This is a genomic window from Agrobacterium sp. (assembly GCF_032092815.1).
Lineage (GTDB): Bacteria > Pseudomonadota > Alphaproteobacteria > Rhizobiales > Rhizobiaceae > Agrobacterium.
The window spans coordinates 18,282-39,875 of the sequence record NZ_DAMDBP010000034.1; the positions used below are offsets into that span (position 1 = coordinate 18,282).

Annotated in this window: 21 protein-coding genes; 9 read left to right on the forward strand and 12 right to left on the reverse strand. The window is 54.3% G+C overall.

Going from position 1 to position 21,594, the window contains the following annotated elements; genetic code table 11:
• The 12 genes from RT613_RS17695 to RT613_RS17750 form a co-directional block, all read right to left on the reverse strand.
• Positions 1-424: amino acid ABC transporter permease (locus RT613_RS17695; RefSeq protein WP_313617458.1), on the reverse strand; the 424-nt coding region annotated here is incomplete at its 3' end.
• Between the two features lie 28 nt (positions 425-452).
• Positions 453-1,250 carry a transporter substrate-binding domain-containing protein gene (locus tag RT613_RS17700; protein WP_313617459.1) on the reverse strand — a complete coding sequence of 266 codons (798 nt, stop codon included), beginning with the start codon at positions 1,248-1,250 and terminating at the stop codon, positions 453-455.
• Positions 1,251-1,276: 26 nt separating this feature from the next.
• Entirely contained in the window at positions 1,277-2,350 is a 1,074-nt protein-coding gene (locus RT613_RS17705) for an Ldh family oxidoreductase (RefSeq protein WP_313617461.1), read from the reverse strand.
• Positions 2,340-3,146 (reverse strand): transporter substrate-binding domain-containing protein, encoded by an 807-nt coding sequence (locus RT613_RS17710; RefSeq protein WP_313617463.1) that lies wholly within the window; start codon positions 3,144-3,146, stop codon positions 2,340-2,342. Before RT613_RS17710 ends, RT613_RS17705 begins: the two co-directional genes overlap by 11 nt.
• A gap of 142 nt (positions 3,147-3,288) precedes the next feature.
• Positions 3,289-4,095: a shikimate dehydrogenase gene (locus RT613_RS17715; protein WP_313617465.1), complete on the reverse strand. Its 807-nt coding sequence runs from the start codon at positions 4,093-4,095 to the stop codon at positions 3,289-3,291.
• 76 nt (positions 4,096-4,171) lie between these two features.
• Positions 4,172-4,462, reverse strand: coding sequence for a YciI family protein (locus RT613_RS17720; protein WP_313617466.1), 291 nt, complete (start codon positions 4,460-4,462; stop codon positions 4,172-4,174).
• 10 nt (positions 4,463-4,472) lie between these two features.
• Positions 4,473-4,943, reverse strand: a complete 471-nt coding sequence (locus tag RT613_RS17725; RefSeq protein ID WP_313617468.1) for a nuclear transport factor 2 family protein — start codon at positions 4,941-4,943, stop codon at positions 4,473-4,475.
• Between the two features lie 3 nt (positions 4,944-4,946).
• Positions 4,947-5,678 (reverse strand): ribonuclease activity regulator RraA, encoded by a 732-nt coding sequence (locus tag RT613_RS17730; RefSeq protein ID WP_313617470.1) that lies wholly within the window; start codon positions 5,676-5,678, stop codon positions 4,947-4,949.
• A 30-nt stretch (positions 5,679-5,708) separates the two neighbouring features.
• Entirely contained in the window at positions 5,709-6,734 is a 1,026-nt protein-coding gene (locus RT613_RS17735) for an NAD(P)-dependent oxidoreductase (protein ID WP_313617472.1), read from the reverse strand.
• Positions 6,735-6,914: 180 nt separating this feature from the next.
• Entirely contained in the window at positions 6,915-8,027 is a 1,113-nt protein-coding gene (locus RT613_RS17740; protein ID WP_313617474.1) for a mandelate racemase/muconate lactonizing enzyme family protein, read from the reverse strand.
• Between the two features lie 11 nt (positions 8,028-8,038).
• Positions 8,039-9,688 (reverse strand): IclR family transcriptional regulator C-terminal domain-containing protein, encoded by a 1,650-nt coding sequence (locus tag RT613_RS17745; RefSeq protein WP_313617476.1) that lies wholly within the window; start codon positions 9,686-9,688, stop codon positions 8,039-8,041.
• 130 nt (positions 9,689-9,818) lie between these two features.
• Positions 9,819-10,688 carry a hypothetical protein gene (locus RT613_RS17750; protein WP_313617478.1) on the reverse strand — a complete coding sequence of 290 codons (870 nt, stop codon included), beginning with the start codon at positions 10,686-10,688 and terminating at the stop codon, positions 9,819-9,821.
• A 249-nt stretch (positions 10,689-10,937) separates the two neighbouring features.
• Between RT613_RS17750 and RT613_RS17755 the strand changes: the two genes are divergently transcribed.
• The 9 genes from RT613_RS17755 to iolC all read left to right on the forward strand — a co-directional run bounded on the left by RT613_RS17755 (position 10,938) and on the right by iolC (position 21,594).
• Positions 10,938-11,966 (forward strand): LacI family DNA-binding transcriptional regulator, encoded by a 1,029-nt coding sequence (locus RT613_RS17755; RefSeq protein ID WP_313617480.1) that lies wholly within the window; start codon positions 10,938-10,940, stop codon positions 11,964-11,966.
• Positions 11,967-12,255: 289 nt separating this feature from the next.
• On the forward strand, positions 12,256-13,179 hold the full coding sequence (locus RT613_RS17760) for a sugar ABC transporter substrate-binding protein (protein WP_409558848.1): 924 nt from the start codon (positions 12,256-12,258) through the stop codon (positions 13,177-13,179).
• Positions 13,180-13,241: 62 nt separating this feature from the next.
• Positions 13,242-14,780, forward strand: a complete 1,539-nt coding sequence (locus RT613_RS17765) for a sugar ABC transporter ATP-binding protein (RefSeq protein ID WP_313617484.1) — start codon at positions 13,242-13,244, stop codon at positions 14,778-14,780.
• Between the two features lie 22 nt (positions 14,781-14,802).
• Entirely contained in the window at positions 14,803-15,822 is a 1,020-nt protein-coding gene (locus RT613_RS17770; protein WP_313617485.1) for an ABC transporter permease, read from the forward strand.
• A gap of 69 nt (positions 15,823-15,891) precedes the next feature.
• Positions 15,892-16,821, forward strand: coding sequence for a substrate-binding domain-containing protein (locus RT613_RS17775; protein ID WP_313617487.1), 930 nt, complete (start codon positions 15,892-15,894; stop codon positions 16,819-16,821).
• 68 nt (positions 16,822-16,889) lie between these two features.
• A complete protein-coding gene (locus tag RT613_RS17780; RefSeq protein ID WP_313617489.1) occupies positions 16,890-17,786 on the forward strand; it encodes a sugar phosphate isomerase/epimerase in 897 nt (298 codons plus the stop codon).
• Positions 17,787-17,796: 10 nt separating this feature from the next.
• A complete protein-coding gene (locus RT613_RS17785) occupies positions 17,797-18,807 on the forward strand; it encodes a Gfo/Idh/MocA family oxidoreductase (RefSeq protein WP_313617490.1) in 1,011 nt (336 codons plus the stop codon).
• An 8-nt stretch (positions 18,808-18,815) separates the two neighbouring features.
• The gene (locus RT613_RS17790) at positions 18,816-19,601 is read left to right on the forward strand and encodes a TIM barrel protein (RefSeq protein ID WP_313617491.1); all 786 of its coding nucleotides are present in this window, start codon (positions 18,816-18,818) and stop codon (positions 19,599-19,601) included.
• 73 nt (positions 19,602-19,674) lie between these two features.
• Complete coding sequence (iolC, locus tag RT613_RS17795; protein ID WP_313617492.1) at positions 19,675-21,594, forward strand: bifunctional 5-dehydro-2-deoxygluconokinase/5-dehydro-2-deoxyphosphogluconate aldolase; 1,920 nt, start codon at positions 19,675-19,677, stop codon at positions 21,592-21,594.

The following is a 21,594-nucleotide window of genomic DNA, read 5'->3' on the forward strand; positions in this document are numbered from 1 at the left end:
GACGGATCACCACATGGATGTAGGTCTGGACCCTGCTTAGCCCCAGGCACTCGGCCGCTTCAAGCTGGCCACGATGGATGGATTCGATACCGGCACGAACAATCTCGGTGGTGTAGGCACCAATATTGATTGTCAATGCGATGGTTGCACCAACAAGAATTGGCAGCCGCATACCCATGCTGGCAATGCCAAAGATCAAGAAGTAAGACTGGATCAATAGCGGTGTATTGCGGATAAACTCCACATAAAAGCCCACCAGATGCCGAGCCCAACCCGGCCCTCCCGTGCGAACCACTGCACAGAAGGCGCCGATTAGAATGCCGAAAACCGTGCAAAAGAATGTGAGGCGTAGGGTGGTCCACATACCCTGCAGAAGCAGTGGCCAGTACGCCAGCACTGCCCCAAAATCAAATTCATAGGTCATGGTTGTTTCTTCGCCTCACATTATTGATTTAGTTGGCTCCCGCCAGAACCTGTGGCGGAATGTCGGTTTTCTGGAATTGCTTGTAGATGGCTGGCAATTTGCCATTGGCGAGGTTGGTTTTTACCCAGTCATCGATCCAGTTTTTGAGCTCAGTGTCCTCTTTGCGCATGCCTACACCCATGGTGGCGGTGCGTAGCTCCAACTTCGGTTCAAACTCTTTACCTGGCACTTTCTGATTGATCAGATCGACAAGGGACTGTGCGATAGCAACGATTTCAAGCTGACCGGAAACGATCGATGTCATCGTTGTGGCCTCGTCTTCGAAACGAACCACTTCTGCATCTGCAGGCGCCATTTTTGTAATGTCACCGTCGTTTGTCGTTCCGCGTGTCACCGCAACCCGCTTGCCGGACAGGTCAGCGAAGGATTTGATCTCGAGGTTCTTCGGCGCGAAAACCGACGTGGTGTTGCCCGAATATGGAAGGGAAAACGCAATCGTTTTCTTTCTCTCATCGGTAATCGAAAGCGCTGACATGATGATGTCGGCACGGTTTTGCATCAGATTTGGAATACGGTTCGCACCATTTGTCGGCACGATCTCCATCGTGACGCCGAGGTCTGACGCCAGCAATTTTGCAGCCTCCACTTCCGAGCCGGTCGGATTGAGACTGTCGTCTTTGTAAGACCATGGCGGAACGCTGAGATCGATCGCTATGCGGATGACACCGGCACTGCGGATTTTGGCCAAGGCATCATCCGCCGAAGCGTGGACAGATGCAGCCAGCGTGAACGCCAGAGCAGCTGCAATTCTCTTCAAGTTCTTCATTCAATCCTCCCAGTTGACGTGAAATTTCAGATAGGTTCTGGAAATGCCGTGCCGATCTTTTCGGCATAGGGTTCGAGCCCGGCAACGATGACCTGATCCAGCAAAACGCCGCTCTGACGTGCCTTGGCCATACGTGATCGAGCCTGATCACCGGGTACGCGCACTTTGGAAACGCCGGGCCGTGGCGGATTGGCATGACAGGCGTCAATGAGCCATGTCGCCTCGTCCAGGAATGCTTCAGATCCGCCGAACGCCGATGGGTCGATCACCTGCAAAAACGTGTTCATGGCTATGCCGGACAGGCCATCCTTTCGGCCCACACCACTCAATCCCTGTGTAAGGGCTTCGACCAGAAGCGCCATGGCATAACCCTTGTGGCCGTGATCCAGCCCGCCAACCGGAAGCAATGAACCTTCGCCACTGATCAGCACCTGTGGGTCATCGGAGGGATTTCCGTCGGCATCCAAGGCCCAGACGCCAGGATAATGTTGTCCGGCCTCGGCCAGCTGCGTCGACCGCTTGATTGTCGTGATGGAACAACTGATATCCAGCAGGATAGGATCGCCACGACTTGGAATACCCGCCGACAGGGGATTGGGTGTAAAAATCCCGCGTGTGCCACCGAAGGGAGCAACCCCGCCAGAGGCCGGTCCGGAACAGGCCAGTTGAACCAATAATCCACGCTCGGTCAGCCGTGGCAGATAGGTAGCCAGCGCGCCTGTGTGATGCCCATCCGCGATGGTTACGGTCACGACGCCATGATCGGAAATACGTTCAAGCGCTACGTCAATCGCACGGTTGATCAGCCATGCACCCGGTAGGCGTCGACCATTCCATGCAATGCAGCCACCACGATCAGAACGGACCTCATAGGTGCCTTCCAGGTTCATCCCGCCTCGGCCGATCTCCTCGAAATACCACGGCGCGATGATGAGGCCGTGGGTCGAGTGACCCATCATATCCGCTGTCAGCAGGCACTCGGTTACATCAAGAGCCACGGCTTCTGCCATGCCACTGGCTACGAAGAGACGGTGCGTGAGATCACGCACTGCATCAACATCGTAGCGTGATGCCGTATTCTGTTTGAGATCATTTGGCATCGGTGACCTCTGGCGGCAGGTCGATGCCGAATGCGGTCTTGTAGATGCCGTTCAGGCTGCCATCTGCCAGACTGCTGTTGACCCAGGCATTCAGCTTCTCCTGAAGTGAGGCCTCGCCTTTCTTGACGCCAATGCCTGTTACATTGGTTTTGAGCACGATTTTCGGCTCAAGCTTTGCAGAAGGGTTCTTCGCGTTTACCGTCGTCAGCAACGCTGGCGCAGTCACATAATAGGATGCCTGACCGCTCAGAAGTGCTGTGATTGACGTTGCATCGTCTTCGAAACGAACGATATCCGTTCCCGGGAGTGCAGACTTTGTGATCTCTGCATCATTGGTGGAGCCACGCGTGACTGCGACACGCTTGCCCACGAGGTCATCGAGTGTGCTGATTTTTTCAGTCTGCGGTGCGCCTACGACGATCTGGATTGCGCTATAGGGCTTGGAAAAGTCGATGACTTTCTTGCGCTCGTCGGTAATCGACAGTGTTGAGATGACAACATCAGAACGGCCCGAGACCAGATAGGGTATGCGATTGGCGGCAGATGTGGGTACCAATTCAAGTTCAAGTTTCCAATCTGCAGCGAGTTTCTTCGCAATCTCGACTTCAGAGCCTTTATAATTTCCAGTCTCATCCAGTACCGAATAGGGAGGCGCGGCTGGATCGATCGACACGCGAAGCTTTCCCTTGGATGTTATGTCCTGCAACGCATCTGCTTTCGCAGACGTCATTGAAATTGGGCTGGCAGCGACAAGCGCTGCGATGGCGACCATCGAAAAAAGGTGTTGGTGTTTCATGTCACTCCTCCCAGAGTTATCCCATATATTGAGAGCATAACGGAGATCACGGCTCTCCAGAATGATTTCGTGTGGAACGATTTAGAGGCTGTCCCATATATTGAGACGATTACGTTTTCGATGGACCTCCATCGGTGGTCGATCAGGCGTGCACATGTGCAGTCATGAAATCAAACAGAAGTCCGATTTGGCCATCGAGCATGTGTGTTCCGTCGCGGGTAAAACAGCCACGAGAGGCAGCTGCCTCCAGGATGCGGGTTGGCACTGGATCGGTGATCACATCTGCGACGGTCATCTTCGCGGTCAACTCGTCTGGTGCAATGGGCAGAGGATCGCTGTCGCGCAATCCGGACGAGGTAGCATTGACGACAATGTCAGTGTCAGGGGGTACGGATGTCCCGACCCTCACTCGACCCGGATAAGCAGCCGCCAATTTTTCATAAAGGGCCTGTTCATTTGTCTTGTTGAGATCATGGAACGTAAGGTAGCTGGCCCCCTCCTCCAGCATGGAGACGGCGATTGATGAGCCGGCTCCACCTGCGCCAACCATAAATATTCTTTTGTCTGCGATGCTCCGGCCAGCCTTCAAAATGCCGGCGATCAGGCCCGCACCATCAAAATTATCGCCAAACCACGTGCCATCCGGCTCGCGTCGCATGGCATTGATCGCGCCCAACACCTTCGCCCGCTCCGATAACCGATCGCAGAAATCGGAAGCACCGAACTTGTGCGGCAACGTGATCAGAATGCTATCGACATTCGGCATTGCTTTTAGAACCGGCAGCGCACTCTCGAGATTGCCCTTCTGAATGTGAAGCGGCACCAGCATCCCGTCGTAATTTGCATTTCGCATGCGTTCGGTTAGCCAACCGGGCGCCAGAACCTGAGCGATGGGCGAACCAATGAGGAAATGAACTCTGGTCTTGCCGGTGATATTTGGCTGCGTCATCGGAATATCTCTTTTCAAGCAGGCGTGCCGGTCAGCCTTGCTGCTCCAAACTGCACGGACGTGATGTTTTGACGCCTTATCGCCACTGCACGCGGCGAAATGGCAAAATTTCGATGTTCTTCCAAACACCATCGGTGAAATAGATTTCACTCTCGATATAGGCGTCGAGGGCTTTGCGATCCGGAAACTCACACAACACCACCGAACCCACCATTGTGCCCTCTTCATCAAGAAGCGCACCGCCATCAATGATGCTTCCGTCTGCCTTCATGGCGTGGATACGCTCCATATGTGCGGCGCGGGCTGCAAGGCGCCTGTCGAGCGTGCCTTTAGTCGTGTCGTCCCGAGCAATGATCGTGAACTGCATCAAGGTCTCCTCAAACGATCTTTGGCGCAGGGGATGGCGCTTGCAATGCATAACCCCGTGCCTGGTAATCGAAGTCGTGCAGCTTGTTTACGGGCTCACCCTTGTTGACCGGTGATGCATAATAGGCCCGAATTTCCCGGATTTTCGTGATATCGTCATTGAAGATGTACCACTCGTCACCGCGCAGCACTTCATTTACGGCGGTTTTCCAGTGTGTCCACTCAATGACGGCCTCACGGCCATCCGCGCCGGCCAACACCTTTTCGATTGTCCAGCGCGACCCCAGTGTTTTGACGCACCAGACCCATCCATCGGCTATCGCAACCGCACCGCGCCATGGCGCGCCGGGAAGCCCGGGCGGGAAGTAATGGACACCATCTTCTGTGAAACAATCCACAAGGGCTGCATGGTCGGCGTCATTGCAGGCAGCAAAATAACGGCGGATCAACGCTTCGGCGCGCTCGGCTGGTGACGTGTTCATCGCTTACTCCGCCGCCTGGTTGCGAGCACGCCATTCGGCGTATTCCTTCAAGGTTTCCTCATTCGGCGGATAGGTGCCCCAAAGCGGTGCGCCAGCATCGATCTTGGTGAACAGGAATTTCTCGCGTTGCTCCTGCTCATAGGAATCGTTGGCGAGTTCCGTCGCGATCGCGCGCGGCACAACAACCACGCCATCGCTATCACCAACAACAATATCGCCGGGATAAACCGCAACCCCTGCACATCCGATGGGGAGCTGCATGTCGATAGCGCGGTGATAGGCTGGGCGGGTGGAAGCAGTGTTGGCAGAGCAGTAAGCCGGGAATGGCATACGGGAAATTTCGGTACCATCGCGGAAGGCGCCGTCAGTAATGGCAGCAGCCACACCCTTGCGCATCATCCGCGTCATCAGCATGTTGCCGGCCGATGCTGCACGGGCGTCGTTGCGGCTATCGATAATCAATACCTGGCCAGCGCCGATTGCCTCGACCGCTTCCCATTGAATGTTGTCTTCGCCACGCTTTTTCAGATCGCCAAGATCCCAGTCCTTGTCCTCACGCGATGGAATAAAGCGAAGGGTGAAGGCCTCACCTGCGAATGATCCGGCATTCACGTTAAGGGGTTTCAAACCTACCAGAAACTGCTGGCGAAAATTGCGCTTGAAGAGCTGGGTAGTCAGTGTCGCTGTCGAACAAGCCTTGAGCTTGTCCAGAGTTTCCTGGGAAATTTCAACCATAAGGCGTCTCCTGAAAGATGATGACGAATGTCAGGACCGGGCGGCAATCGCCTCGTCGACCATGTCAAACAATGAGTATTTGGGCTGGAAGCCGAGAAGTGCGCGCGCTTTCACGCTGCTGCCGTGGGTGCGGCCAAGATCGACGGGGATTGTTGCCTCGACAAATCGTCGCCCTGTCTTTTTTGCGAGATATGGGATGAATTCACCCAGACTGACCGGTGATATCGGAGCAAGGTTGAATGTCTCACCAATTGCCTCGGGCTTATCGAAAATCAGCAAAAGCCCGTCAACGATGTCACGTACATCAACCAGCTCTTGTGTGTGTGCGATGCCATTGGCATCACGTGGCAACAGCAATGGCTGATCGTCTGCCACCAATGGCTCTAGGATCGAGAGAATCTGATCAAGTTCCGAATTGGATGTCGCCCCCGCATGGTGCGTGCTGCTTGCCTTGAGACTGCGCACGCGGCTATTCACGTAAAAAGCCGGACCAGCATATTCACCGTTGGGATCGATCAGTTCATGCGCCGCTTCCGTATGCGAAAACACTGCTGTGCTGATGTCGAGATTTTTTTCCGAACGTTGATAAAATTTCACCATATCCTCGCCGAGGACTTTGGTCATGCCGTAGAATGTATAGGGTTCCTTGGGGTGGTTCTCATCTGTCGGGCGATAACGGGCAAAGCGTGTCGGATAGACTTGGTCACTGGAGGCGAACACCATACGGATATAGCGCTTTTGGGATTCGGCTGCCGCAACGCGCAAAACGTTGTAGGTACCAACAACGTTGACGTCCCATAAGAGATCACGGGCTCCGGGCTGAAATGAAATTACAGCTGCCATGTGAAAAACAGCGTCAACACCCTGCATAGCCTTTTCGACGTCAGCGAAACTGGCAAGACTGCCAGTGTGGCAGGTAACACCAGCCGCCTCTGTTGCGGCACGGTTCGGATCACCCGGCACAGCAATTGTTCTCACATTGTGGCCACGTTTGATCAGGGCAGACGACAGCACGCCGCCAACCCTCCCGGTGGCGCCGGATACGAAAATTTCCATGTTTTAATCCTCACAGCACCTTCGTCGACCGCAACTGCGTTACGTTGCCATACGAAGCCTGCTTCCCTTCATTTTCCGACGGTCGGTCAATTCGCCGTCAGCCACTTCAATCTATCGAATTTTGCGGCATGCAAAAGTCCTGATCTTCAAACGGCAGCAGGTGCGTCTCACATATTGAGATCAAAGATTGACGGCGTAACGCTCAATCGTTTCCAGCTCAGGGGTAAAGCCAATGCCGGGCAGAGATTGTGAGGCCAATTTTCCACCGACTGGACGGGTTGTCTTTGCCACCCATGCCTCCGGCTCGACGAACAGATATTCGACCAGTGTTTCGTCAGGTGTCAGCGGGAGAAGCGAGAGCGTTGCGAAGTAACCAGGACCAAAATACGGTGTGTGTGGCATTGGTATCTTGCCAGCTTGTTTGCAGGACTGGAGAACGCGAACAAATTCAGAGACACCGCCGACTTTTGTCATGCTTGGTTGCGGGTATGTCGCCGCCTTGATAAGGCGTGTAAAATCAAAGTCGGTTGAGGCATTTTCCCCCGCGCCAACGGGTATTCCCGCGGCCTCTAGTGCGGCCATAGCCTCATAGTCGTCTGGCGGGAAAACAGGCTCTTCTACCCATAACACGTCGTTTTCACGAAAGACCGATGCGAGCGCCTTGGCCTCTTCCACTGACCAGGCGCAGTTGGCGTCGACCATCAATGGCACGTTAGGGCCAACAACCTGGCGCGCGCGCGTGATCACGGCTGGATCTATCTCGTGCAATTTCACATGGCGATAGCCGAGATCAAGGGCTCGCTGGCACTGCTGGGCCACAAGATCGGCATCACCGTAGCGTACCAGACTGGCGTAGGAGAAACGCTCGACATCTGCTGTTGCACCAAAAAGATGCGAGAGTGGCTTTGCTTGCCGTTTCGCAGCCAGGTCCCACAATGCGATATCAACGCCCGACAATGCAAACATGGTAATGCCGTATCGACCGAACAGATGCAGCTTTTTCTGAATCGTCATATTCCATGCCGTCACGTCATCGATTGTTTGTCCGACAACGAAAGGCGCAATCATCCGCTCGACCGCAGATCTGACCGGCTCAAGGCAGAAATAGGCAAAGGCCTCGCCCCAACCAACATTGCCGCCTTCATCCTCCACCCTGACCAGCACCATATCAAGCTCGTGCCAACGGCTGGGTGTGCCGCCCGTGCCGGCCCCTCCATCCACGAACGGAACGCGAAGTGGAAAGGTCTTCAATGACACGATTTTCAACGCGGAGTCCGATACAGTCTGAAGCATGTTTTCCTCTTTTAGGTCTTGCCTATCGTTTCCGGTATTCCCCGCTCACCCACATTCACTGACAGTAGTTGGCCTGAAAGCGGCGCGTTGTTCAAACTGTCGCGGGTCTGCCCCGTGCGTGCGCTGGTGACAAAAAGGTCGGAGAGATTGTCCCCTCCGAAGGAGATGCCGGTTGGGCTTGGGATTGGCAGGGCGATTGTTCGCTGGATTTCGCCATTCTCATCAAGCTTGATTACGCTCCAGCCCTCCGAAAGACCCACCCAAACATTGAAGTTTTCATCGACTGCCAACGCGCAAGGTGAGCCTGCGACCTTTGGGATATCGGCAAATTTGCGTTTTCTGCGCGTTACAGGGTCGATGAGCAGCACGCTTTGACGAGACGGTTGCGATACATACAGGCCGATATCGCCAGCAAATGCGATATCAGACACATCACCGGAAAGGTCTAAAACCGCTTCAAAACCTCCGGTGGTGCTCCAAGGGCCGATACGTGTGAGATTAACTTCGGAATCAAAAAGTGCGGCCCAAATCGTTCCAGCCTTATCTGCCCGTAATGCGCGGATAATTGATGACCCGGCACTGCCAATCCGCTGTTGAATACCGTCTTGTCCGCACAATACGACGTCTCCGCCAACCGACACAACAAATCCGTTTTCTGACAGACAAAGCGCGCCGACGCTTTGGGCAAGTTCATGCAGGTAGAGAAGTTTGGTTCCGTCGTGCCCGTCAAATCTTATGGCTGGCGCCAGAAGATCGATCCAGACAAGCGCGTTTCGCCTTGCATCCCATCTTGGCGCCGCTCCCATATAGGCCGGCCGGTCGGTCCAGATGCGGAATGCGCCAGAATTTTGAGCCACTGTTTTCAGTGTAGGCGTCAATTGGCTGGAGATACGCTTTGCGGCTTCGGCCAATTCCTTGCCGAGTTGTTCGGCCCTTTCCGGCGGCATTCGAAACGTCGGGCCAGCGACACTGATAGCGGCCAGCGGTCGACCGCTATCATCGAGAATTGCTGCGCCGACGCAGCGAGTGCCAAGGACAATCTCCTCGTCGTCAATGGCATAACCACGCGCGCGGACAATAGACAGGTGCGCTTTCAGTTGTTCTGGATCACAGATGGTATTGGCCGTGAAGGATTGCAGATCGCCCGAGAGGATTGTGTCCAGTTGTGTCTCACTGAGATGCGAAAGGATCGATTTGCCTTGGCTTGTGCAGTGCATGGGTTTCAACACGCCGAGCCGGGCATTTGATCTCTTGTCATGGGCACTTTCAAAACGGCCAAGCGCCAGCACATGCTGGCCCTCCTGAACGGCAAGGTAGGATGTCTCTCCCGTAAGATCACGCAGGCGGCGAAGTTCAACGGATGCGATCGAAGCCAGATCGGAGGAGGACCATGCGTTTTGTGCAAGCTCCAGAAAATTGAATCCCAAGGTATAATTCTGACTGACCGGATCCGGTCGGATCAAGCCGCGCGCAATCAGTGCGGCAAGAATACGATAGAGTGTTGCGCGTGGTATGCCGGTTTGTTCGGAAAGCTCAGCCTGCCCGATGGCCCCTGGGGTTCTTCCTATAATCTCGATAATGTCGCATGCCTTGCCCAAAAGAGCGGTGCCAGCGACATTTTTGGGTGAAATAAGATCCATTGACCATTGGGTATCGTTCAAGAGCATGCCTCCACTTCTAAGCTCAAAAGATGAGACGATCTATGTCAGCGACGACAAATTTGTCACGCTATATTCGATCGTGCCCATATCATGAGACAAAAGCAATGCTCGTTGGGGATTGTGTTGTTTCTCAAGGCCTTGAATAGGCGATTTCGATCACCCCATGAATTTCTGTACCAGGAGCAAGAATGACCGCACCGGAATTATCAGCGGGAACACCCATATTCCAGGCGTTGGCCAGATGCGTCACCGGTTCCACGCACACATGAGAAGGGTCACCTCTATGCACAACCAGAAAGGTGAATGCGTCTGATGCTACGATCTGAACCGACGTTTGTTCTGTCAGCGTGACATGCGCTTGCGTCCAATTGTCCAGATAAGCGGTTGGACCGGCGATGCCGGCATTTCCGTCAAATTCCGATCGGCGGCCGTCCGGAAGGTAGTCCGGAAGATGGTGCCAGATGTGAGTGGCATCTGACTTGACCGGATCGCGTGAGGCAAAATAAGGATGCCAGCCCATCCCGCCCGGCATCGGTCGGTCCGAACGGTTTTCCACTGTCATTGACAGGCGAAGACGATTGTCGATCAGCTCAAATGATTGCTCGGCGCGAAAATCCCACGGCCAGTCCTCGTCGGCGCGATAGTCGAGCAGCATGGAGAACCGGTTCTCCTCGTGTACTCCCGCCGCCCACGGCCTTGCATGACCGGGGCCATGCAATGTGTTTGGCATTGCTGCGGGATGAGCTCGAAGATTGACAAATGCATCACCAATTTTGATTTTTGCCCCTGCAAGCCGGTTATGATAAGGCACGAGTGGATAAGCGCCTCCCCGCGGCCAGTTCGTGACGTCAAAACTCTGCGCTTGCGTCGGAATGACAATGTCACGCGCCTCACGATCGTGCAGGCTAAGGAGCCGACCGCCCATAGCAGGACAAAATTGGGCCACGAGCTGCGCGGACGCAATCTCGTAAATCTTGGTTCCAGTAAGCTGCCGTTCCATCGTCGTTGCTGCCCAGCACTAAAAAGGTTTGGTCCGTTCATGATGACCATTTGTGCTGCGGAAATTGCGACCAATAGCTCTTCCTGACAATAAGGCTTTTCCAAGTGCGCGGACGGCAGCCCACATGGTGAGACATTGCGGTCAACGGATGATGGGGGCAGGAAAATTCATCTGGTTGATGTCAGTACCGGTTGATGCAAAGATTTATAGCATGAATGATAGAGATCAATCATCTGCGAGGATTTTCTGGTGAAACGCCCTACAATATCCGACCTTGCTGCGGCTTCTGGTGTGAGCGTCGCAACTGTTGACCGCGTCCTGAATGGACGTTTGCCCGTGAGGGAGGAAACAGCCCGCAAGGTGTTTGAGGCATCCGAGAAGATTGGCTTTCACGGCACCAACATCATCCGTCAGCGTATGATGGACGATGTTCCTACCTACAATTTTGGAATCATCCTGCGGAAAGAGCGGCAAACTTTCTACAAGGACTTTGCAGCCGAATTGCAGGTGGCAGCCTCAGCTATAAAAGACCGACATATCAGCCTCAAGATAGAATTTGCCAAGTCCGAGGAACCAGGTGAACTCGCCGAATTGATCCTCGGAATGGCGGGTAAGGTCCATTCAATCGCCGCAACAGGTCCCGATCACCACGATGTGACACAAGCCGTTGCTACGATGAAATCTAAGGGCATACCGACGTTCTCTCTGCTGTCTGATTTTGCGCAAGGTGTACGAGAAGCATACCTCGGCACGAACAACATGAAGGTCGGACGGACTGCTGCATGGATGATTTCGAAAATGTCACCCAAGCCCGGTAAGGTTCTTTTATTCCTTGGGGGGCACCGATTTCACGGGCATTCATTAAGAGAAACAGGATTTCGCGCCTATATGAGGGAATACGCTCCCGAATTTGAGGTTCTGGACGCCCTGGTTAATCTCGAGACTCGCCGCCTGACCTATGGCCTGATGATGGATACACTATCGCGTCATATCGACCTCGTCGGTGTATATTGTATTGGCGGCGGTATGGAGGGCGCAATTGAAGCGCTCATTCAGCAAAACAGATCCGGATCGATCGCCTGTCTTGTCAATGAACTGACCCCAGAGTCGCGCCAAGCCCTCCTCGAGAGACGCATTTCAGGAATATTTCAGACGCCGTTACGCGAGCTTTGTGCAGATCTGGTCACGACAATGATACACACGAAGGAACATGGAATGGCCGCAAGTCCCGGTCAGCGCTTCCTGCCGGCGCACCTGTTGGTTCCTGAAAGTCTTTGACATCATGATAGATTCTATCATTTCGCGTCGGTTCTTTCTATCAGCGTTGATAGTTTTACCTTCGACTAATCGTTGACGACAGCGCGTGTCTAGGAAATTGTAAGGACGCGGCGGCGGAGATAGGAGGCTGCCGCATTCGTGAAAATCAAGATTGGGAACCTTTTGGGGACCGACGAAGTCGGAGCCTTCGGAGTATTGTTGACTATCGCAAGGCATCCGCCTGTTCGGCGTTAGAATGCCAAGCACTAAAGTAACCGTGGAGGAGAAACACGTGAAGAAACATTTGATTATGGCAGCATTTGCCAGCTTTCTGGCAACATCAGCATCTGCCCAGACCATTGGCGTCTCGATGGCATTGTTTGATGATAATTTTTTGACCGTTCTGCGCAACGGCATGATTGACTATTCCAAAGGGCTTGATGGCGTCACACTTCAGATCGAAGATGCACAGAACGATGTCGGCAAACAATTGAGCCAGGTTCAGAATTTCGTGGCATCGGGTGTGGACGCAATCATTGTAAATCCGGTTGACACGGATGCGACCACAGCACTTTCCCAAGCCGCCGCCGCAGCGGGCATCCCGCTCGTCTATGTTAACCGGCAGCCAGTAAACGTCGATGATCTACCCGAAAAACAGGCATTCGTTGCCTCGGATGAAAAACAGTCAGGAACATTGCAAACGCAAGAGGTTTGCCGGATTCTGAAGGAGGCCGGCAAAAAGGAAGCCAGTGCGGTTGTTATGATGGGCGAACTTTCCAACCAGGCCGCACGCATGCGCACGCAAGACATCAAGGATGTCATCGCCACACCCGAATGCAGCTTTATCAAGATTGTTGAGGAGCAAACTGCAAACTGGTCAAGAACCCAAGGGGCCGACCTTATGACAAACTGGCTGTCTGCTGGTGTTAAGTTCGACGCGGTGATTTCCAACAATGATGAAATGGCGATAGGCGCAATCCAGTCGCTCAAGTCCTCCGGACGCGCCATGGATGATGTCATTGTTGCTGGTATCGATGCCACACAAGATGCGCTTGCTTCCATGGCCGCCGGCGATCTTGACGTGACCGTTTTCCAAAACGCTGCCGGCCAGGGACAAGGTGCTGTTGACGCAGCAATCCGGATTGCAAAGGGCGAAACGATCGAAAAGAAGGTCTATGTTCCCTTTGAGCTGGTGACGCCGGCAAACCTCAAAGATTACCAGGCGAAGAACTAACCTGCGCGACTTTGGGGAAGGCATATGAATGCCTTTCCCGTTCGCGATACGGAGGATTTGCGATGGTAAGTCAGACAACTTCAGCAGCGATCAAGCAAGTGCTCGAGGACACCGAGCGCGACGGCCTGTTGGCAATCGAAGGCATTCGGAAGGAGTTTCCGGGCGTCGTTGCTCTCGATGACGTAAAACTGCGAGTTCGCCCTGGTACGGTACACGCGCTGATGGGTGAAAACGGTGCGGGTAAATCCACTTTGATGAAAATCATTGCCGGTATTTACCAGCCTGACGCAGGAGAAATAAGGCTGCGCGGCCTTCCGGTGACGTTGAAATCGCCGCTTGATGCTCTCGAGCAGGGTATTGCCATGATTCATCAGGAGCTTGCGCTGATGAACTGGATGACGGTAGCGGAAAACATATGGATCCGTCGGGAACCGAAGAACCGTTTTGGACTGATCGATCATTCAAAAATGGTCGAGATGACAAGGGATCTGTTCCTGCGACTTAACATCGTCCTCGATCCGAAGGCGCAAGTTTCTGAACTCACTGTTGCTCAAAAACAGATGGTCGAAATCGCCCGTGCCGTCAGTTATGAATCCTCGATCCTGATCATGGACGAACCCACCTCTGCACTCACTGATCGCGAAGTAGAGCACCTGTTTGCGATCATTCGTGATCTTCGCTCGCGTGGAATTGGCATCGTCTACATCACCCACAAGATGAATGAGCTTTTTGAGATTGCGGACGAGTTTACGGTCTTCCGTGATGGAAAGTACGTTGGGACGCACTCCTCAAAGGACGTAACGCGCGACGACATTATTCGCATGATGGTCGGTCGCGAGATCACCGACATGTTTCCGAAAGTCGATTGTCCGATCGGTGACGTCATACTCGAGGTAAAGAACCTCACTATTCCCGGCGTGTTCTATGACATCTCATTCTCTATCCGGCGTGGCGAAATCCTTGGACTTGCAGGTCTGGTGGGTTCAAAGCGTTCGAATGTCGCGGAAGCCTTGTTTGGTGTAGCACCAGCAAGTTCAGGCGAAATCATCATCGATGGGAAGCCGGTAACAATCACCAATCCGAGTGAGGCCATGGCCTATGGGTTGGCCTTTTTGACGGAAGATCGGAAAGAAACCGGCTGCTTCCTGACGTTGAACTGCTTGGAAAACATTCAATCTGCGCTGATTACTCGCTCACATGTAAGAGCAGGCTTCGTTGACCAATCAACAGTCAACAAACTTGCGGAGAACATGGCCGCCAAACTCCGGGTCAAGACACCGAATCTACATGAGACCGTCGAAAATCTTTCAGGCGGAAACCAGCAGAAACTGCTTATCGCACGCTGGCTGCTTACAAAGCCGCGCATCCTCATTCTGGACGAGCCCACACGCGGGATTGATGTCGGAGCCAAATCCGAAATTCACAGACTGATCACAGGCCTTGCAGCCGAGGGGGTCGCCGTTTTGATGATTTCTTCAGAACTGCCCGAGGTGTTGGGGATGAGCGATCGGATCATGGTCATGCATGAGGGCCATGTATCCGGTTTCCTTGATCGCGCCGAGGCAACTCAAGTAAAAATTATGGACCTTGCTGCCCGGTAACGGCGCAAAAAGGGAGGACACAATGAACACAATCACCCAATCGACAGCAACTGCGCCATCGGCAAAACGGCGGCTACCGTCAGAGCTTAATATCCTACTGGTATTGATCGGTATTTCGCTCACCTTCGAAGTTCTGGGATGGATATTTCAAGGGCAAAGCTTTCTAGGCAATACGCAACGCCTGTCCATCATGATCCTGCAGGTTTCCGTCATTGGTATCATTGCAATTGGTGTCACCCAAGTGATCATATCTGGGGGCATTGATCTCAGTTCCGGCTCGATAGTCGGGGCAACAGCAATGATCGCGATGAGCCTTGCACAGATCGGAACATTCGAACGAGCCGTTTATCCCAATCTAACAGATATGCCAGTTTTGGTGCCGGTCGCGCTTGGCCTCGGTGTCGGTGTGATCTGCGGTGCGATCAATGGTCTTTTCATAGCTTACACGAAAATACCACCGTTCATCGCAACCTTGGGAATGATGGTAACTGCGCGTGGTTTTGCCAAATGGTACACGAAAGGTCAGCCAATCAGCTTCCCAACTGACAGCTTTGCAGCTCTCGGCAAGGGCCTCACGCCGGTCGTCATATTCCTCGTCGTTGCCGCAATTATGCACATTGTCCTGCGCTACACGCGATACGGAAAATTCACCTATGCGATCGGCGCAAATCCCCAAGCCGCACGCGTCTCTGGCATCAATGTCGAGCGCCATACCGTCAAGATATATGCAGTCGCGGGTCTCCTGTCGGGACTGGCAGGGATCGTCGTAGCAGCCCGCGGTTTGACCGCACAGGCGGGCATGGGCACCATGTATGAGCTTGATGCCATTGCTATGTCAGTCATTGGCGGTGTTTCGCTCTCAGGTGGCCGCGGTTCTGTTGTGGGCACAATGATTGGCATGGTCATTTTTGGTGTGATCATTTCCGGCTTCACGTTTCTGCGTCTGGATGCCTACTACCAGGAAATGCTGAAGGGACTGATCATCGTGGCAGCCGTTGTCGCCGACGTTTATCGTCAACGCAAACGCGTTAAGAAAAGTTGATCGCTGGGCGAGCCTCTCGCCCACCGTAGTACACCACTCCACATCAGACACAATTTACGAGGAACTGTGATGAAACAGCTTCTGATAACGACGGCGCTTTGCCTGGCGGTGACTGTTCCGGCAATCGCAAAAGACACACGTATTGCAGTCAGCATGACTTCTTTCGACAATCCGTTTCTGACTATCCTTTTGAACGGAATTCGCACAGAGGCGGAGCGCAATGGAAAGGTTGAGCTTCTAACAGAGGATGCGCAACTCGACCCCTCAAAGCAACTCAATCAGGTTCAAAATTTTATCGCCAATGGCGTGGACGCGATCATTGTGAATGCCGTTGATGGTGACGCGACCGCTGCCATTACCAAAGCCACTGCCGAAGCAGGTGTGCCACTGGTTTATGTCAATCATCCGCCAGCAGAACTCGACAAAGGCATGCCGGAAAGCACTGCTTTTGTCGGTTCGGATGAGAGCCAGTCTGGAACGATGGAGGCGCAAGCTGCCTGCAAGCTCTTGGATGGCAAGGGCAAAGCGGTCATCTTGATGGGGCCGCTTGAAAACCACGCAGCGCTTGTCCGGACGAAAGACGTCGAGGATGTGTTTTCAAAGCCAGACTGCAACATTGAGATCGTAGAGAAGCAGACGGCCAATTGGAACCGGACACAAGCTCAGGATCTCGTCGCATCCTGGCTGACCGCAGGCATTGAGTTCAATGCTGTCATTGCCAACAACGACGAGATGGCAATTGGAGCTGCTCAGGCGCTCAAGGCTGCTGGTATTTCCATGGACAAGGTCGTGGTCGCCGGGATTGATGCGACGCCTGATGGCTTGGCCGCAATGAAGGCCGGCGACATCGACATCACGGTTTTCCAGAACGCAACAAAGCAGGGAGAAGTCGCCACTCAGGCGGCTTTAAAGATGGCAACCGGCGAACCGAGCGAAAAAACCTACTGGGTGCCATTCGAGCTGGTCACCCCCGATAACATGGCGAGCTACGCACAGTAGCAGCCCGGCGCGCGTGACACTCCTCCCGTTTCGCGCGCCCTTTTTCTCAAGACTTGAAGGATCAAGCCATGAAACATGCCCTAGACCCCCACATGATCCGCCACCTTTCTCTTGAGGAGACGTGCCGGAAGACCGCGGAACTGGGTTACGACTTTGTGGAGCTTTCGCCCCGTCCCGATTTCCTGTCCTGGTGGACACGCCCGAAGGTGTATCCCGAGCGTGTCAAGTCCTTCAAAAAGGCGCTGAAAGATCACGGCGTCGGATTGGCAACTTTGCAGCCGATGTATCGCTGGTCCAGCCCCTATCAGGACGAGTGGGAGGTGGCGATCGACAATTGGAAACGCGCCATCGAGATTGCCGTCGAGATGGAATGCCCGATGTTCGTTTCCGAGTTCGGGCGCGGCGGTTCGCCAGACCGCAGTCTGAATGATCGTTCCGGTCTGCACCGTCCGGAAACCTGCGAAGGTCAGTTCTTCCGCGCCATGGACGTGCTGGTGCCCATTCTCGAAAAGGAAGGGCTGACGCTGTCGCTTGAAGCACATCCCGAGGACTGGATCGAGGAGATTGCACCTGCAATCGACATCATCAAGACCATCAATTCGAAGGCCGTGAAAGCATCCTTCATTGCGCCGCATACGTTTTTTTATGGTCCTGACATGGTGGCCAATCTGCGTGCGACACAGGGGCATCTGGTGCATGTGCGCCTCGCAGATACCTATGACCACAACAAGTCGTCGCAACTGCGTTACATCGTCAATCCGCCCGGCTCCAAGGTGCGCGTGCACCAGCATACCGACTTCGGTCAGGGCGAGATCGACTGGGATGTGTTCTTCGAGACCTTGGCGGACATGAAGTTTGACGGCGTTCTCTCCAATTGCGTTTTTGCCTGGGAGGACCGGGCTGAGGAAAGCGCTCGGTTCATGCTCAGCGAGACAAAAAAATATCTCAACAAATACCAGAAGTGAGGCTTATTCGATGACTTTGAGAATTGGTGTAATTGGTACCGGTGCAATTGGTCGCGATCATACCCGCCGGATCAATGATGTCCTCGGTGGCGCAACAATCGTCGCATTGAGCGACGTCAACAGGGCATCAGCGGAGGCCGTGAAAAAGGATATCGCGCCGAGTGCAACCATTTACGATACAGGCGAGGAGCTTATTGCCGCGTCCGACGTAGATGCGGTGCTTGTGACGTCCTGGGGCGCCACACATGAGCAATATGTGCTAGCCGCAATCGCTGCCGGAAAACCCTGCTTCTGCGAAAAGCCACTCGCAACAACTGCCGATGGCGCAAAGCGGATTGTTGATGCTGAAGTCAAACATGGCAAACGTCTCGTACAGGTTGGCTTCATGCGCCGCTACGACAGTGGTTACCTTGCATTGAAACAGGCCGTCGACAGCAAGATTGGCGCACCAATCATTGTTCATGCTGCTCATCGCAATCCAACAGTTCCAGAACAATACATCACGCCTATGGCGATCCATGACACCTTGATCCATGAGATTGACGTGTTCCGCTGGCTGCTTGATGATGACTATGTTTCGGCACGTGTCCTGTTCCCTCGCTCTGCCGCGCGCAGCCATGCAAAGCTGAAGGACCCGCAGATCGTCATCCTTGAAACAGCCAAGGGCACGATTATCAATGTCGAGATTTTCGTGAATTGCCACTATGGCTACGACATCCAATGCGAAGTGGTCGGGGAAGACGGAATTGCAAAATTGCCCGAACCTATGGCAATCCAGATGCGCCTGGGAGCCAAACTCCAGAACGACATTCTGACCGATTGGAAAGACCGCTTCATTGCAAGCTATGATGTCGAACTGCAAGATTTCATCAACGCTGCGGCAAAGGGAACCGCGTCTGGCCCAACCTCATGGGACGGTTATGTTGCTGCCATCACGTCTGATGCCTGCGTCGACGCTCAGGAAAAGGCCGGTGAGGCCGTCGCCATCAACCTGCCTGCCCGGCCGACTTTGTACAACTGAGGCTCACCATGCGTTTCGCCATCAACCACATAACTGCCCCAACACTGTCGCTTGAAGCGTTTTTCGACGCAGCCAGAAGCCTTGGACTGACAGAGGTAGAAATACGCAACGATTTGCCAGACATCGTCAACACGACGGACCCCGCTCTGGTCAAAACCATTGCAGAAAAAGCCGGCGTTTCTATCATTTCGATCAACGCGCTCTATCCATTTAACGTCTGGTCCGGTGACCTTCCGGCGCGAGCGGTGGCCCTTGCCGACTACGCCAAGACAAGCGGAGCGAAGGCTTTGGTCATGTGCCCGCTCAACGACGGTAGCCAGGTCTCCTTCGATGATCTGGTGGCTGCTCTGAAAGCCATGAAACCGATCCTTCAAGAGCGTGGACTGACCGGTCTTGTTGAGCCGCTTGGTTTCCCGATTTCGTCTTTGCGGACGAAGGAGGAAGCATTAAAGGCGATCAAGGCAGCGAATGGAGAAGGTGTTTACAAGCTCGTCCATGACACCTTCCACCATCATCTTGCTGGCGAGACAACATTTTACCCTGATGAGACAGGCCTTGTGCACATTTCCGGTGTGGTTGATCCAGACGTGTCCGTCGCCAAAATGCTCGACGCCCATCGCGTGCTTGTGGATGACGCCGACCGCCTGGAAAACATTGCGCAGATAAAGGCGCTAAACGCTGCCGGTTACGCGGGCGCGTACAGTTTTGAACCTTTTGCAGCTGACGTACACGAACTGAAAGATCCTGTTGGCGCCGTCAGGGACAGCATCGCTCACATCAATCGGGCAATTTGACACAAATTGCTCGCGGCTGAGCCGCGAGCAATCCGCTGGCGTGAATGTCTCCCGGGTTGCCGGAGGAGTGAAAATGAACAAAACCTTGGACGTTATAACGATTGGCCGGTCGTCGGTTGACCTTTACGGTTCGCAGATTGGTGGCCGTCTGGAAGACATGGGTTCGTTCCAGAAATATATTGGCGGTTCGCCGACCAATATGGCGGCAGGAACGGCGCGCCTTGGCCTGAAATCGGCGTTGATTACCCGCGTGGGCAACGAACATATGGGCCGTTTCATTCGCGAGGAACTGCAAAAGGAAGGCGTTGACGTGCGCGGGGTCAAAACCGATCCCGAACGGTTGACGGCGCTTGTGCTGCTGGGCATTCGCGATGAAGAACGTTTCCCGCTGATCTTCTACCGTGAGAACTGCGCCGATATGGCGCTGTGCGAAGACGATATTGATGAGGCTTTTGTCGCTGAAAGCCGGGCACTGGTGGTTACCGGCACGCATCTCAGTCACCCCCGAACCGAAAGTGCCGTGCTCAAGGCGATCACGCTTGCCCGCAAGCATGGCGGTCGCGTGGGTCTCGACATCGATTACCGCCCCAATCTCTGGGGGCTGGCTGGCCATGGCGACGGCGAAAGCCGCTTTATCGAAAGCGGTCGGGTGACCGCAAAACTACAAAGCCATCTGCATCTGTTCGACCTGATCGTCGGCACGGAGGAAGAATTCCACATTGCCGGTGGTTCGACCGATACGATCGCCGCACTGCGTGCTGTGCGGGCCGTCTCGAAGGCGGTTCTGGTGTGCAAACGTGGTGCGGCCGGCGCTGTTGCCTTTACCGGTGCTGTGCCTGATCGTCTTGATGACGGTGAAAGCGGCCCTGGTTTTCCCATTGATGTGTTCAATGTGCTGGGGGCCGGTGATGGCTTCATGTCGGGGCTGATCAAGGGCTGGCTTGAAGATGCGACCTGGCCGAAGGCACTTGAATATGCAAATGCCTGCGGCGCCTTTGCCGTAAGCCGCCATGGTTGCACGCCTGCCTATCCATCCCTTGAGGAATTGCAGTTCTTTTTGCAGCGCGGGGTCAGGGAAAAGGCACTTCGTAAAGACGTACAACTTGAGCAAATCCACTGGGCGACCAACCGTCATAATGACTGGTCAACCATGCGGGTCTTTGCCTTTGATCACCGCATGCAACTTGAGGCCATGGAAGGCGCAACAGCCAAAAAAATCGGTCACTTCAAGCAGCTTTGCCTTGAGGCAGCTCTTGAGGTGCAAAAGGGACGGTCGGGTTACGGCATTCTCTGCGACAACCGCCTTGGCCGTGACGCACTTCATGCGGCGTCCGGCACGGGACTGTGGATTGGCAGGCCGGTCGAGTGGCCGGGCTCTCGCCCGCTTGCGCTGGAGCCGGAACTGGGTCCCGACTATGGCGGCCTGAATGAATGGGCACTGGAAAACGTCGTCAAGGTGCTGTGCTTTTGCCACCCCGATGACACACCGGAGATGCGGGCTGAACAGGAGGCTGTGATCTCCAGACTGTTCTCGGCAGCGCGTCGCAACCGGCTGGAGTTCCTGCTGGAGATCATTCCGTCCAAGGTCGGGCCGGTGGATGATGAAACAACTGCAAGGCTGATCCGCCGGTTCTACGAGATCGGCATCTATCCGGACTGGTGGAAACTGGAGCCGATGAAGAACGCTACTGCGTGGGACAAGGCGTGTGCGGCGATTACCGACAATGACCCTAATACACGCGGCATCGTGGTGCTGGGCCTTGAGGCACCGGAAGAGGAGCTTGCCGCCAGCTTCAAGGTTGCTGCCAGCTATCCGCTGGTCAAGGGTTTTGCGGTTGGCCGCACCATCTTCGCCGAAGTCGCGCGTGGCTGGCTGAAGGGTGAGATTGAGGATGCGGCAGCTATCGCAGACATGGCGCGGCGTTACACCAGACTTTGCGAGATTTGGGATGCGGCACGCCTACAGGCGACATTGGCCGCGAAGGGGAATTGA

Coding starts and splice junctions, on each gene's coding strand:
- RT613_RS17700 (WP_313617459.1), bottom strand. CDS start 1,250: ATGAAGAACTTGAAGAGAATTGCAGCTGCTCTGGCGTTCACGCTGGCT.
- RT613_RS17705 (WP_313617461.1), bottom strand. CDS start 2,350: ATGCCAAATGATCTCAAACAGAATACGGCATCACGCTACGATGTTGAT.
- RT613_RS17710 (WP_313617463.1), bottom strand. CDS start 3,146: ATGAAACACCAACACCTTTTTTCGATGGTCGCCATCGCAGCGCTTGTC.
- RT613_RS17715 (WP_313617465.1), bottom strand. CDS start 4,095: ATGACGCAGCCAAATATCACCGGCAAGACCAGAGTTCATTTCCTCATT.
- RT613_RS17720 (WP_313617466.1), bottom strand. CDS start 4,462: ATGCAGTTCACGATCATTGCTCGGGACGACACGACTAAAGGCACGCTC.
- RT613_RS17725 (WP_313617468.1), bottom strand. CDS start 4,943: ATGAACACGTCACCAGCCGAGCGCGCCGAAGCGTTGATCCGCCGTTAT.
- RT613_RS17730 (WP_313617470.1), bottom strand. CDS start 5,678: ATGGTTGAAATTTCCCAGGAAACTCTGGACAAGCTCAAGGCTTGTTCG.
- RT613_RS17735 (WP_313617472.1), bottom strand. CDS start 6,734: ATGGAAATTTTCGTATCCGGCGCCACCGGGAGGGTTGGCGGCGTGCTG.
- RT613_RS17740 (WP_313617474.1), bottom strand. CDS start 8,027: ATGCTTCAGACTGTATCGGACTCCGCGTTGAAAATCGTGTCATTGAAG.
- RT613_RS17750 (WP_313617478.1), bottom strand. CDS start 10,688: ATGGAACGGCAGCTTACTGGAACCAAGATTTACGAGATTGCGTCCGCG.
- RT613_RS17760 (WP_409558848.1), top strand. CDS start 12,256: ATGGCAGCATTTGCCAGCTTTCTGGCAACATCAGCATCTGCCCAGACC.
- RT613_RS17765 (WP_313617484.1), top strand. CDS start 13,242: ATGGTAAGTCAGACAACTTCAGCAGCGATCAAGCAAGTGCTCGAGGAC.
- RT613_RS17770 (WP_313617485.1), top strand. CDS start 14,803: ATGAACACAATCACCCAATCGACAGCAACTGCGCCATCGGCAAAACGG.
- RT613_RS17775 (WP_313617487.1), top strand. CDS start 15,892: ATGAAACAGCTTCTGATAACGACGGCGCTTTGCCTGGCGGTGACTGTT.
- RT613_RS17780 (WP_313617489.1), top strand. CDS start 16,890: ATGAAACATGCCCTAGACCCCCACATGATCCGCCACCTTTCTCTTGAG.
- RT613_RS17785 (WP_313617490.1), top strand. CDS start 17,797: ATGACTTTGAGAATTGGTGTAATTGGTACCGGTGCAATTGGTCGCGAT.
- RT613_RS17790 (WP_313617491.1), top strand. CDS start 18,816: ATGCGTTTCGCCATCAACCACATAACTGCCCCAACACTGTCGCTTGAA.
- iolC (WP_313617492.1), top strand. CDS start 19,675: ATGAACAAAACCTTGGACGTTATAACGATTGGCCGGTCGTCGGTTGAC.